The organism is Streptococcus sp. X13SY08, from assembly GCF_001182825.2.
GTDB lineage: Bacteria > Bacillota > Bacilli > Lactobacillales > Streptococcaceae > Streptococcus.
In genome coordinates, this window is record NZ_LFYO02000002.1 from 636,596 (window position 1) to 649,542 (window position 12,947).

The following is a 12,947-nucleotide window of genomic DNA, read 5'->3' on the forward strand; positions in this document are numbered from 1 at the left end:
ATTATAACTCGTTTATTATACCAGATTATGCCTGATATTGCAAGAAAAAGTTTTATTTTTTTTTAGGAAATGGAGGCACCACTATCTGCATCTGTTGTCAGGTCATCTGGCACAATGACATGATCGTCACGCTCAGAGGCTCCAGCATCTGTATCCGTCTGGACGATGGATAGTGTCTCAGAGCTATTTTCTATAATATATGGTTTCAACCATTCACTGTCTTCCTCAGTGATAGGATGCTCTTCATTTTCTTTTAAGACAATAGGCTGCGCTGATCTCTTTCCTTCTTTGGCAGAAATGCTGGCTTGGCTAAAAGCCAGAAAATCTTGTAAACAAGCCACTAAAAAATCAGACGTCTTTGTTTCTATTAGGATGCCTTGTTCATCAAAAGCTTGAACTGCATGACCCAGCAAAAACTCATGCCCTGAAAAAACATGCGCACCAACTCCCGGTGCTGCTAAAATTTGTCGGATAATGGGTTGCGCATAAGCCGTCCCATAGAAATCAGACGAGGAACCGATGAGCATAACAGGCTTATCTCGAAGAGGATGAATCTGATAGGATAGCCACTCCAAGGCACTCTTCAAAGCTGGTTCAATGGTTCGATTGCATTCAGCTACTGATAAAATAACCGCATCAGCTCGCGAAATAAGTTCGTTGATTTGGACTAACTTGTCAGCATCTTCCCAGTACTTTTCACGGCTGAACAATGGAATGCCTTCAATATCTATCAAGTTGAACTCAATAGGATCACTCAGATTTTTCTGTATATTCTTAAATAATGCTGTTTGTGATGGAGCTTCTATAAGAGAGCCCGCTATCCCAAGAATATTCATGCTAACGGTCCTCCTTTTGAATCTATAGTTGATAGGAATTCCCGCAAATTCTTTTTCAGCCTAGCCGCCACACCATCATTTAACAATTGTCCAATTTTGTCAAAAGCCTGTAGTGACTGAGATAAGCTAAAGGTCTGATAAAAAACGTATGCTTGTACGGTATCTGACGTCAGTACTTGACGCAATTGTTCGAGCGCACGAATGCCGCCCAACCTACCGTAAGACGCACTGAGCAAGAAAATTGGTTTTCTCCATAAATGGTTTTGCTCGTTTGTCAACCAAGCTAGTGCATTTAGCAAAACTGCAGGTGCAGAATGATCGTATTCGGGCGTTGAAATGATCAATCCATCTGCTTCTTTGATGACAGAAATGAAATCGTCTACACTACTATCTTGAACCTTTGAACCATCAAAAAGTGGTAGAAAATCTAGGTCTACCACCTCTACTTCTTTGCATTCTTTTGCTATCCAAGCAATCATTTGGCGATTGGTGGAGGAGACAGAGTTAGTCCCAGCCAGTGCCAACAATCTCATGTTTTCCCCTTTCTTTTTTTATTTCTCTTACATAAAACGTTCTCGTAACCCTTGAGTACAAAACATTTTTTGATCTTTGGTAACCACAATAACTTCAATAGCTTCCACTTGATTGACTTCTTCAAGGATATCACGAACAGAACATCCAAAAAGTCTAGTTGTCCAAATTTCGCCATCTATTGATTTTTGAGAGACAATGGTGATACTTGCTACATCGCTTTCAACAGGATAGCCGGTCTGGCTATCGAAAATATGATGATAGGTCTTGCCTTCAACCTCAAAGGTGCGTTCGTAAATACCAGAGGTGACAACTGATTCCTCACCGGTTTTAATAACAGCAATGTTATTCCCCCGTGGCATAGTCGGATTCTGAATACCAATACGCCATAGCCCATCTTCATTGTGACTAGCTTTTCCGAAGGTCAAGACATTCCCACCTAAATTAATGAGACCTTGTTGGATACCAACACGCTTGAGGAAATCAACAACTCGATCTGCAATATATCCTTTGGCAAGAGCCCCGAGATCAATCAACATCCCTTGTTTTTTCAAATAAACCTGTTGAAATTCAGGATCTAATTCAATATCCTCTGGACGGATGAGTTCCAGTGCTCTATCAATGGTTTCTTGGTCAGGCACCTGTGCATCCGAAAAACCAATCCTCCAGGCCTGCACCAAGGGGCCAATGGCAATATTGAGATGACTGTTTGGTGCACAGGTATGCTCCTTACCGAGCGCAATCAGTTCATAGAGGTCTGGCGCAACGGGAACTGGCTGAACACCTGCGTTGAGATTAACTTCCATGAGTTCAGAAGTCAAGTCATTGGCTGAAAAACGGTTCTTATACAGATAGAGCATTTCTTCCACCTGATCCAAAATGGGCTCAGGGTTTTCATGCCAAATCTTGACCTCAATTACAGTCCCCATCAGCCGGACGGAGCGACTATTTGCTTCCATGCGCCACCGCCTCTTTGATTTCTTTGTAGATTGCATCATTTTCTTCTAAGGAATAGGAATTGGCTCCGCTGGCAAGAGGATGTCCGCCACCTCCATGACGCTTAGCAATTTCATTAATTGGTACTGTCTTGCTGCGCAGACGAACACGGTAAGAGCCATCCACTTGCTCCACAAAAATCGCCCATGTTTTGACATCAGACATGCGACCTGGTGAGCTGACAATACCTGCTGTATCAGCATCCGTCACTTGATAGTGTACCAACGTCTCTTGCGTTAATAAGACACGCGCTGCCCCGTTTTCATCAATTTCCAAATGATCATACACATAGCCCATGAGCTTAGCAACACGGCTGTTCATCTCATCCATACGACGAGAAATACTTGCAAAATCCACATCAAAGGTCTGCAAATAAGCTGCTACTTGAAAAGTACGACTGGTCGTTGCAGGATAGAGAAAACGTCCGGTATCTCCCACGATTCCTGCATACAGAAGCGCCGCTGCTTGATCAGTTAAGGTTAGCTTCATCTCTTGCGCAAATTGGGTGATGATTTCACTGGCCGAACTAGCCCTTGTGTCCACCCACAGTAAATCTCCATAAGCATCATCATTTGGATGATGGTCAATCTTTATTAAAAAATCACCCAGATTGTACCGCTCATCATCAATTCGTTCAGTATTAGCGGTGTCTGTTACAATGACGAGAGTTCCTTTGTAATCCGCATCCAAAACCTGATCCATTTCCGCCATCCACGCAAGTGTAGGCTCCTGAAAGCCTGTTGCTAAAATGCGTTTCTCAGGAAAATTTTTCTCCAGAATAGCCTTGAGTCCCATTTGACTACCAATAGCATCTGGATCTGGTCGCTGGTGACGATGGATAATAATGGTCTCAAATTCATTTATTTTGGCTAACATCTCTTCAAATACAGACATAACATTCTCACTTTCCCTGATCATTCTTTATTCTTTCTTTTGGTCATCCTCTTATTTTAACATATTTCCCTTTATTTTTGCTGGATTGCTTTGAAAGTCGTTTGTTGAAAAACCTGAAAATATGCTATAATGGGTTATCTAGTAATTTTATGTTTCATTTTATGGAGGAAATCATGGCACTCGCAAAAATTGTCTATGCCAGCATGACTGGTAATACTGAAGAAATTGCGGATATCGTCGCAAGTAAATTAGAAGAATTGGGACTTGAAGTCCATAACGACGAATGTACAACAGTAGAAACCGAAGAAATCTTAGAAGCGGACATCATCGTTGTGGCGAGCTACACCTACTCATATGGTGGAGATGGCGAATTGCCTGATGAAATTGTTGACTTCTATACAGATTTGGCGGATTTGGATTTGACAGGTAAAATCTATGGTGTCTGTGGATCTGGCGATACATTCTACGATGATTTCTGCAGCGCGGTAGATGATTTTGACGCTATGTTTGCTTCTTGCGGCGCTAAAAAAGGTGCTGAAAATGTAAAAGTAGACTTGGCAGCGGAAGACGAAGATATTGCGAACTTGGAAAAATTTGCGACCGATTTGGTGGCAGCACTGGGCTAATAATGAAACGATGATTTTTCATCGTTTTTTCTTGTATTTTTTTCAAACATGTTATACTTAACTAGTTAAATACATTTTAAAAGGAGATTCCCATGGCTAAAAAATCTAAAATTGCCCGTTACCACAAACAAGTCAAACTCATTGAACAATATGCAGAATTGCGCCGTGAATTAAAAGAAAAAGGCGACTATGAAGCCCTCCGTAAATTGCCACGTGATTCAAACCCTAATCGTTTGAAAAACCGTGATATGACGGATGGACGTCCACATGCTTACATGCGTAAATTTGGTGTCAGCCGTATTACTTTCCGTGAGTTGGCTCATAAAGGGCAACTTCCGGGTGTGAAGAAAGCCAGCTGGTAAACTATTGAAGAGGTGGTCAAACCACTTCTTTTTTGCTATACTAATGAAATAAAAATGGCATTTCAAGGAGAACCAGTTTGAAAATTAAATACGCATTCCTTATCCTCTTTTCCAGCTTATTCATTGGAGTAAGCGTTGGGGTAGTCAATACTATTTTCGGACGCGTTCTGCTTTTCATCGGAGAATTTCGCAGCCACTACTTCCTCTGGCTTATCCCTTTTTTGGGAGTAGTTGGTCTCGTAATTATCTGGTTTTACCATCGTTTGGGACTATCTCTTCAAAAAGGAATGGGACTTGTGCTGGCTACTGGTCGTAAAGAAAACAACCATATTCCATTGCGTTTGGTTCCTTTAGTGGCTATTTCAACTTGGTTGACTCACCTCTTTGGAGGTTCTGCCGGGCGTGAAGGAGTTGCTGTTCAGATTGGTGCTACACTTTCTCATCAGATTGGCAAACGCTTTAAGCTAGAAGATTCTTCTCAGATTTTCCTCGTCATAGGGATTGCCGCTGGTTTTGCTGGGCTATTTCAAACACCTCTTGCCGCATTTTTCTTTGCTTTTGAAGTCTTGAAACTCTACAAGCCAAAATGGTGGATGACTCTTCCTGCTCTCATTGCAGCACTGACAGCTAGCCAAACTTCCCATTTACTTGGTTTGGAAAAGTTTACGCATCCACTTGATTTTGTAACAATAAGCAGTCAGCAGTGGTTAGCTCTTCTTTTACTGGGCATTGCCTTTGGTTATATTGGAAGAATGTTTATTTTCCTATTGAAAAAATCTAAATTTTATTTGGAAAAATGGGTGCCAAATCCCTTTCTAAAAATTTTCCTAGGTGGTATTGGACTGTCCATCTTGATGATACTCCTTTTCCAAGGAAGATATGCAGGACTTGGAACCAATTTGATTGATGCCAGTTTAAATAGTCAAGAAGTATTAGCTTATGATTGGCTCTTAAAAATTATCTTGACCTGTCTAACCCTAGCTATAGGATTTCAAGGTGGTGAGGTGACGCCACTCTTTGCCATAGGAGCAAGCGCTGGAGTAATCATGGCTCAATTTCTGGGTCTTCCTCTAGCATTAGCTGCTGGTCTAGGCTATATGGCTGTTTTTGGCTCCGCTACTAATACACTTATTGCCCCAATTTTCATTGCCTGCGAAGTATTTGGATACCAATACATCCTCCTCTACGCTCCAGTAATGGTCATCGCCCATCTCTGCAATCGCAAGGCTAGCATCTATCAGTAACTAGAGTAGAAAGGTTTTTTTATGAAACGAATTGCTGTATTTTATAATCCTACATCTGGAAATCAAGATAAGGATATTGTGATTCAACAAATGAAATCATTCTTTCTAAGAAATGGTTTCACAGAAGAAAACCTTCTCTTCGTACAACCTAAAAGTCCACAAGAAGCCTTTGATTTAGCAAAAAAAGCTACGCTGGAAAAGGTAGACATGGTGATTCCGCTTGGTGGCGATGGGACTATCAATAAAATTTGCGGCGGCGTCTACGAGGGGGGCGGTCACAGCGTTATCGGCATCATCCCGACTGGAACTATCAATAATTTCGCCAAAGCCCTTGGAATCCCTCTTCAACTGGAGGCAGCCTTGGAAAATTTGCTCTCTGGTGAGACGACCGAGTTTGATTTAGCAAAAGTCAACGATACCTATATGATTTCTAGCTTGACCTTAGGAATTCTCGCGGATATTGCTGCAGGTGTGACCTCGCAAGCAAAACGGAAACTAGGTCCTCTAGCTTATGTCAAAGATGCTTACAAAGTTATACGCCACAACAAATCCTATCGCATCCAAGTACTTCATCAAGGCTACACCAAGATGCTGAAAACCAAGCTTTTATTGATCACTCTAACAAGTACCATAGCAGGATTTCAAGTTCCTGCACCTGATGTTTCCTATAACGATGGACTCATCCGCGTCTTTTCTCTTAAAGAAATTCATCTCTGGAAATTACTGTGGCATTTGAAAAAGATACGCAAGGGGCAATTTGAAGATTTCACTGAAATGTACCACTTCGATACCAATGAGCTAACCATCTACTCCCTTTCTTCCAGCAAACGCACCATTCCATTTTCTCGCATTGACGGTGACAAAAGCGATGCCCTACCACTTCAAATCACCGTTTTCAAGAAAGCCTTAAAAACGAAGATCCCAAAATAAAACTCAAGCGCCAACATACAATTGTGGCGCTCTTTTCGTGTAAGACTTTTAAAAAAATACTAAAAAACCTTGTAAAACAAGGGTTTTGGTATATATCAATCTCCCCTGCTGGAATCGAACCAACAACTAATTCTTAGGAGGAATTTGTTATATCCATTTAACTAAGGGAAGTAGCCTAACAATTCTATCATAGTAAATTTGAGAAAGCAAGAACAATAAATAAAGAAAGGCATTTAAATTATAAACCTTTACACAGACTTTTTCAAACATTGCCTGATAATAACTGAATACCTAGATTGCAAAACATAGCACTACTTAATCAAATAAACGTTTAGGGACCATTTCTGATATCACACTCAATCACCTAATAGAAAAGTTTCCCCTCAATCCTTCGCAACAACCTCAATGCCAGTTTAAAAATGCATCTAACACTTATACGCAAGCGACCCTGACAAATTATCAGAATTCGTGAACAATAGCGTTGTCCATCCTATCTGGCGCCACTATAAAAATCAACAGGCTTTCTCCTGAAGAGGAAGCCTGCGCTAGTACCTGACAATCACTTGCATTATTATTGGCGTTAGTGTCGGTATTTTTCCATCTTTTTCTTGAACAATTCTCCGTTACTTGGTGGGGGGGTAGGTCACCGCATTAGCGCCCGCAGCAATCACTGCCTCAATGCTTTCTGGCGTTGGGCCACCGGTTGCGATAATTGGAAAATCAGGATACTGCTCACGGATTTTAGCCACTACTCTTGGAATTTCTGTACCGCAGCTGACGTTCAAAATATCCACTTCTGCCTTAATCCGAGCATCAATATCCGAGTTCTCCGAAACAACTGTGTAAATAATAGGAACGTCCACCATGCTGTTGATTTTTCCAATCGTTTTAACCGTTGTCGGTCCGTTCACTACTACCGCAAAAGCACCCTCAGACTCGGAAAAAAGACTCATATTGGCAGAGCGAGTCCCACGCGTCAAACCACCCCCGACACTTGCCAAGATAGGAACGGATGCCACCATCATGATTGATTTCAAAATGGCAGGATTCGGTGTAAAAGGATAAACCGCTAAAATAGCATCTGCATTGTGATTTGCAATGATGGCCACGTCTGTCGTAAACAGAATCGAACGGATACGACGTCCATAAATATTGATACCGCTACACTTACGGATCGCCTCTGGTCCCTCAACAATTTCTTGTCATAAATCCGACATCACAGACGGAATTTTTTTCTTTATTTCTGACATAGCTCTCTCGCTTTCTATTTTCCTATTGTACTATATTTTTTCATTTTTAGGATAATAGCAGAGCTTTTTGAGCCAATTCTGGTAATCACTCTGCTTGTTCCTTGGAAACAACTATCCAACTATCCTTGGGAACGGTTGATGTAATCTCACGTGAAACAAGCTCTCCCTCTTCGCTACCAAAACCATATAAGAGCTTTGCAACATCTGATTTCCAAACATAGCGTTTTGTCACTGTGGTGACAGTTGCTTTGTCGACATCGGCTTCTTGATAGGTAACCCTTTCTTTGTTTGACAGACTCGATAGGCTCATCTTTCTTAGGAACAAAATGCGCCTTTGCTTCTTGATCCTCTTCTTTATCGCGATAGACCAGCACATAATTATCCGAATCTGTACCCACTTCTTGTTGAATCAGGAGACCAAAGGGAGATTCAGAACCCGCTGCTGAGTAGATTTCTTTTGTAGTCTCGCTAGTTTTCACCACCATTCCAGTATGATGAGTGAAATGATCCGTCAAAAGGGCAATCGAAGTCATAAATACCACCATAGAAATGGTCCCCAATAGATAGCGTAATCCCGTTTTTTCAACCAGCATCCAAGAGGCAAAAACTGAACTGGTTGCAACTATAATAATAAAGATCATCATAATGATACTCCTCCATCTTTCTCAATGACTTTCCCGCGATGAAGCATGAGTGCTACGACAACACCAATCACTGCAAAACTAAATCCGAGGATGAAAGACACATGAAAACCAGTAAGGCTGGCATCAATCATCTTCTCAGCGTAGGCTAAAGGATTTTTAGTCAGCAAAGTCTTAGCAGGTGTATTATTGGAAATGATATTTTGTGTGACACTGGACAAAAGGGCAACAACAATAGCTGAAGCAATTTGACGAACAGTATTATTGGCAGCTGTTCCGTGAGCCACTTCACGCGGAGGCAAGGCGCTCATAGCGCTGGCCGTCAAAGGCATCATAATCATCCCAATTCCAAACATGCGTACAGCATACAGGAGTGTGATAAAATGATCGGCAGTACTTGCCGTCAAAAAAACAAAGGGAACTGTCGCGATACCCAGAATGGTGAATCCAACGATTGTCATGCGGCGAGCACCAACTTTATCGTACACACGTCCCGCAATTGGCGCCACAATACCTGTCACCAAAGCGCCTGGAAGTAAGACAAGTCCAGAATCAAGAGCAGATAATCCATGAACATTTTGCAAATACAAAGGCAGCATCATTTCAACACCCATCATGGCCATCATTGAAAGAGCAATCGCCGCAGTTGTAACGGAGAATTGTTTGACTTTAAAGACCTGAACATCTAGGAATGGTTTTTCCAATTTTAATTGGCGCATCATAAACAGAGCGATCACCACCACACCAATGAAAATTGGTAGAATGACATGACTAAAATTGCTCCAACCATCAGAGGCAACGTTTGTAAAGCCCCACAAGAAAGTACCAAAACCAATAATAGACAACACTAATGATAGAAAATCCAGCGTAATAGGTCGATTTGGAACCACATCATGTAGTACAAATGGACTAAGCAAGGTTACGATGATCAAGATCGTCAATGGTAAAACGAAAATAGCGCGCCATTCCAAAGCTGTCCCAAATAAAACAAAATTTTCTTTTAAAATCCAACCAGCAAGTGTCGGACCAATAGCCGGCGCAAGTGCCACAACAAGCCCGTTAATTCCCATAGCTGCACCACGTTTTTCAGGCGGAAAAATATTGACCATGACAACCTGCATCAAAGGCATGTAATCCCAACAGCTGACGCCTGAATGATGCGACCAAGTAAGAAAATGGTCCAATTAGAAGTTGGAGCAAAGGAATCAATTAAAAGTCCAATGGTCAACAAGGAATAGGCTACTGTAAAGAGCCATTTAGTCGAAAATTTCGTGGCTAAATAGGCGGATACTGGAATCATAATCCCATTTGTTAAGAGGAACCAAGTTGTCGCTTGTTGAGCCGTAGATATTTGAATATCAAAACTTTCCATTAAGGTCGGAATAGCGGTCCCTAAACTGGTTTGATTGAGCACCCCAGCAAAGGTCCCAATCAATAAAAGCATTAACATGGCAGTTCTATTGTAGGGTTTGCCATGGATATCATGTGTTTCTGATGACATATATTTCTCTAATCTAAAAACCAACACAGCTAAATAGCAAATGTCAGTTTACTTCTTTCTATATATTAAACGAAAACCATTCAAACTATTTTGGAATGCGTCATTCTTCAGCTAACTTAGTAAGTAAATGGCGCAGTACTTCTTTTTGTTCATCCGTCAATGGATTCGTAAATTGATTATCAATCGTTTGCCAAATATGGTCAAGCTCGGACTTTAAAGCCAAACTGTCGGATGTCAATCCTAGAACCTTACTCCGTGCATCATCGGGATTGGGCTGACGATAGACTAGCTCCTTCTTTTCAAGATTCTGAATGATACCCGTAACTGTCGGATTTGTCATGGAAAATTGGTCCTCAATCTGCTTCTGATTGACAGATAAATTCGGTTGACGATACAAATATTTTAAAATCTTACATTGTGATGTTGTTAAATCAAGCGGTGCTAGCATCGCATTTGCCTGTTTTTCCAACTGTAAACTAGCCCGTTTGATGAGAACTGAAATACTAAGTTTTTCTTCCATATTTGACTCCTTTCCATAGCTTCCTATATAAACATTAACATAGGTACCTATGTATATCAATGAAAATGACTTGTAATTTTTTTGAAAAGTTACGTACAACGAATGGACTGTAGGGAATTATCTCTTCAATAAAAGCCAAAAAGATCCCATACGAGGGGCTAGAATCCGAATGGTAATTGAGTTCAACCTACAAGCTGTGCAAAAAATAAAAAGGCTCTCACTCGAGAACCTTGTAATCCAAATTGTACTCAGGCGGACCATTTCGAGAAAAAGACAAACTGCCTTGTGAGTATCTCCCAAGGCAGTTTTCTAATTTTCTGTCGATTTCCAGACGCCCTTGGTATCTTGAATTAACGACGGATTTCTTTGATACGCGCTGCTTTACCTTGAAGAGCACGCAAGTAGTACAATTTAGCACGACGTACTTTACCGTAACGTACAACTTCGATTTTATCAACACGTGGAGTGTGGATTGGGAATGTACGTTCTACACCAATACCGCCAGAAATTTTACGTACTGTGTACATTTCTGAGATACCTTGACCTTTACGAGCGATTACAACGCCTTCAAAGATCTGGATACGTTCGCGGTTACCTTCGACAACTTTCGCGTGAACGCGAACAGTGTCACCAGGACGGAATGATGGGATATCAGTACGAAGTTGACCTTCAGTCAAGCTTTGGATTAATGGATTCATGTTTTTTCTCCTATCTTTGTCAATCTTAGGTGCTTTTAAACCCAGCGGATAAACTGTATTTTCGTGCGTCCATTACACACAAAGAATATTATACAAGAAAAGGCTGCACTTGTAAAGGTAAAACCTTGACAAAACTTATAAAATTACTGATCCAGCTACTTAGGAATTTCTCCCTTTTCAATCAAATCCATCACAAGAGCTAAATCTTTGTCCTCATGAATCATATCGGGTGTCCAAAGGATTTCGATATCAGGCAAGACACCGATGTCATTCATTCCATTGCCAGAATCCACACAGAGATTACGCGAGGTTGGGTGAATCATCTCAAACTGATCAAAATCCACCAAGGCACAGTTGGAATAATCCAAAATCCCCAAGGTCGGTCTGCCAACAACTGTTACTTTGGGCATCATTTTCAGCGTATCAACAAAGTTGTCCCCAGAAGAGCCGCAGTTTATATCCGATAAGATGTAGACATGCTTGGGACTGTCTTCCTTTCCAACCAATTCTGGGAAAAATTCGCCATCATGATGATAAACAACATAGCCCTTATCTTGATTTTCTAGCATGTCTTTTTTCAGACCACCAATAAAGTCAATAGTCTCTTGGCTCACTCCATCTTGCTTCAAAAACAAGTCAAAGGAGACCAATCGATGCGCCACATTTGTCGGAGTGTAAAGCGATTCCATTCCACTTTCAATCCCATCATCATCTAAGGAAGAAAATACTTTACCTGCTGGTAAAAAGTATTGAAAAAGAGGAAAATAGAGTGAATCGGTTCCACCATTGTTCACTCGCACATCAATGATCAGATTTTCGACTTTCTCTAGTTTTGGAAAAGCTTGATCGTAGAGCGCCATAATATCTACTTCATCCATGAAATTTTCTATTTTCATATAGTAGGTCTGCTCATTCAGATAGTAGCTATCAAATTTCTTGCCAATGTGTTCAGAATCCACAGGTTCCGCTACTTGCACTGCCCGCTTCTCTCCATCACGGATGAGGGTGATGTGTGCAGCATGTTTGACTAAATAAGCCCACTCTTGAAACTGACGCTCTGCTTTTTTACTAGTAAAAAAATCAACATGCTTTTGGTAGACATCTTCAATGATCAGCCCCTCTATATGAGTAATTTTATCGCCCTTAATTAGGTTGGTTGAGGGTAAACTCCGAGTAACATAGAGTGCATCTTTATGTTTTCTAAGGGCAAAACCATAGGGCTTACTACTTTTGTAAGAAATACCCACATGACTCAAGATGCCAAAGCTAGCCAGATAGGTCTTAGCCAGGTAGAGAAATTCGTCATCAGACATATCTTCCGAGATCTGTGCGCGGAATCTTTCTGGATTTGCCCCTGCAATATCCTTTTTGGTCGAAGAGTCCTAGTCCTCTTTCATAATTTTTACAATTTGATCAAAAATTTCTAACTTTTTCATAGTTAATCTCGCTTTCATGATTTACTGCTATTTTAGCAGATTTTTTATATATACAATAGAAAAAAGAGGGAATAGATGGCAAAAAATCAAGCTATTTTGTAGATAGGATAGTATGATATTTGCAAAGCCTATTGCAGACAATCTTCAGGAATACTCACAAGGTTCATCTGCTGCTATAGAAGAGAGCATCGTCTCTAACACCTTATTTCTAGCCTGTTTAGAAAAACGCAAGGATATAATGGATGAATTTGCTACTGTTTTAGAAAAGAAGGGGTTCGATGAACAAAATCTGATCTCCCGTGTCTTCTTTACGTTCTATCTAGGTTGCTACTACTGCTATTTGACTGAGCAAGTAACCAAAGGAAAATCCATGATGCAAATGGCAACAAGAATTTTAGAGCAATTAGGCTGTCATGGACGACTGGACTATCTTCGCCAACACCAAAAACAATTAAGAGAACAAGAAAACCTCAGCTAGAATC

General features: G+C 40.9%; 14 protein-coding genes and 2 pseudogenes. 5 read left to right on the forward strand and 11 right to left on the reverse strand.

The annotated features are described in order from the left end of the window. Positions 1 to 62: 62 nt before the first annotated feature. The 4 genes from AEX56_RS03820 to AEX56_RS03835 are packed head-to-tail and all read right to left on the reverse strand — an operon-like array spanning position 63 to position 3,257. Positions 63 to 836: an NADPH-dependent FMN reductase gene (locus tag AEX56_RS03820; protein WP_049617956.1), complete on the reverse strand. Its 774-nt coding sequence runs from the start codon at positions 834 to 836 to the stop codon at positions 63 to 65. Continuing rightward, the gene (locus tag AEX56_RS03825) at positions 833 to 1,369 is read right to left on the reverse strand and encodes an NADPH-dependent FMN reductase (protein ID WP_049617957.1); all 537 of its coding nucleotides are present in this window, start codon (positions 1,367 to 1,369) and stop codon (positions 833 to 835) included. Before AEX56_RS03825 ends, AEX56_RS03820 begins: the two co-directional genes overlap by 4 nt. Positions 1,370 to 1,396: 27 nt before the next feature. Further along, positions 1,397 to 2,326, reverse strand: a complete 930-nt coding sequence (locus AEX56_RS03830) for an FAD:protein FMN transferase (RefSeq protein ID WP_049617958.1) — start codon at positions 2,324 to 2,326, stop codon at positions 1,397 to 1,399. Beyond that, complete coding sequence (locus AEX56_RS03835; RefSeq protein ID WP_049618254.1) at positions 2,313 to 3,257, reverse strand: DHH family phosphoesterase; 945 nt, start codon at positions 3,255 to 3,257, stop codon at positions 2,313 to 2,315. Before AEX56_RS03835 ends, AEX56_RS03830 begins: the two co-directional genes overlap by 14 nt. A gap of 173 nt (positions 3,258 to 3,430) precedes the next feature. On the opposite strand from AEX56_RS03835, the gene AEX56_RS03840 reads away from it, so the two are divergent. The 4 genes from AEX56_RS03840 to AEX56_RS03855 all read left to right on the forward strand — a co-directional run bounded on the left by AEX56_RS03840 (position 3,431) and on the right by AEX56_RS03855 (position 6,419). After that, the gene (locus AEX56_RS03840) at positions 3,431 to 3,883 is read left to right on the forward strand and encodes a flavodoxin (RefSeq protein WP_049617959.1); all 453 of its coding nucleotides are present in this window, start codon (positions 3,431 to 3,433) and stop codon (positions 3,881 to 3,883) included. A gap of 92 nt (positions 3,884 to 3,975) precedes the next feature. Then, positions 3,976 to 4,245 carry a 30S ribosomal protein S14 gene (rpsN, locus tag AEX56_RS03845; protein WP_049617960.1) on the forward strand — a complete coding sequence of 90 codons (270 nt, stop codon included), beginning with the start codon at positions 3,976 to 3,978 and terminating at the stop codon, positions 4,243 to 4,245. Positions 4,246 to 4,322: 77 nt separating this feature from the next. Beyond that, the gene (locus AEX56_RS03850) at positions 4,323 to 5,489 is read left to right on the forward strand and encodes a chloride channel protein (protein WP_236682964.1); all 1,167 of its coding nucleotides are present in this window, start codon (positions 4,323 to 4,325) and stop codon (positions 5,487 to 5,489) included. Positions 5,490 to 5,510: 21 nt separating this feature from the next. Next, entirely contained in the window at positions 5,511 to 6,419 is a 909-nt protein-coding gene (locus tag AEX56_RS03855; RefSeq protein ID WP_049617962.1) for a diacylglycerol/lipid kinase family protein, read from the forward strand. Between the two features lie 580 nt (positions 6,420 to 6,999). On the opposite strand, the pseudogene AEX56_RS03865 reads toward AEX56_RS03855, so the two are convergent. The 7 genes and pseudogenes from AEX56_RS03865 to AEX56_RS03890 all read right to left on the reverse strand — a co-directional run bounded on the left by AEX56_RS03865 (position 7,000) and on the right by AEX56_RS03890 (position 12,342). Further along, positions 7,000 to 7,615: pseudogene (locus AEX56_RS03865) on the reverse strand (hydrolase). A gap of 139 nt (positions 7,616 to 7,754) precedes the next feature. Then, positions 7,755 to 7,901, reverse strand: a complete 147-nt coding sequence (locus AEX56_RS09505; protein ID WP_443031009.1) for a DUF4811 domain-containing protein — start codon at positions 7,899 to 7,901, stop codon at positions 7,755 to 7,757. Continuing rightward, positions 7,843 to 8,313, reverse strand: a complete 471-nt coding sequence (locus AEX56_RS09510) for a DUF4811 domain-containing protein (protein ID WP_240788819.1) — start codon at positions 8,311 to 8,313, stop codon at positions 7,843 to 7,845. The genes AEX56_RS09505 and AEX56_RS09510 overlap by 59 nt, the downstream gene beginning before the upstream one ends. Beyond that, a pseudogene (locus AEX56_RS03875) lies at positions 8,310 to 9,811 on the reverse strand (MDR family MFS transporter). The gene AEX56_RS09510 and the pseudogene AEX56_RS03875 overlap by 4 nt, the downstream one beginning before the upstream one ends. A gap of 100 nt (positions 9,812 to 9,911) precedes the next feature. Then, positions 9,912 to 10,331, reverse strand: coding sequence for a MarR family winged helix-turn-helix transcriptional regulator (locus tag AEX56_RS03880; protein WP_049617963.1), 420 nt, complete (start codon positions 10,329 to 10,331; stop codon positions 9,912 to 9,914). A 350-nt stretch (positions 10,332 to 10,681) separates the two neighbouring features. Further along, complete coding sequence (gene rplS, locus AEX56_RS03885) at positions 10,682 to 11,029, reverse strand: 50S ribosomal protein L19 (protein WP_049617964.1); 348 nt, start codon at positions 11,027 to 11,029, stop codon at positions 10,682 to 10,684. A 155-nt stretch (positions 11,030 to 11,184) separates the two neighbouring features. After that, the gene (locus AEX56_RS03890) at positions 11,185 to 12,342 is read right to left on the reverse strand and encodes a S41 family peptidase (RefSeq protein WP_049617965.1); all 1,158 of its coding nucleotides are present in this window, start codon (positions 12,340 to 12,342) and stop codon (positions 11,185 to 11,187) included. Between the two features lie 235 nt (positions 12,343 to 12,577). On the opposite strand from AEX56_RS03890, the gene AEX56_RS03895 reads away from it, so the two are divergent. Further along, positions 12,578 to 12,943 (forward strand): Rgg family transcriptional regulator, encoded by a 366-nt coding sequence (locus tag AEX56_RS03895; protein ID WP_049617966.1) that lies wholly within the window; start codon positions 12,578 to 12,580, stop codon positions 12,941 to 12,943. Positions 12,944 to 12,947 lie beyond the last annotated feature (4 nt).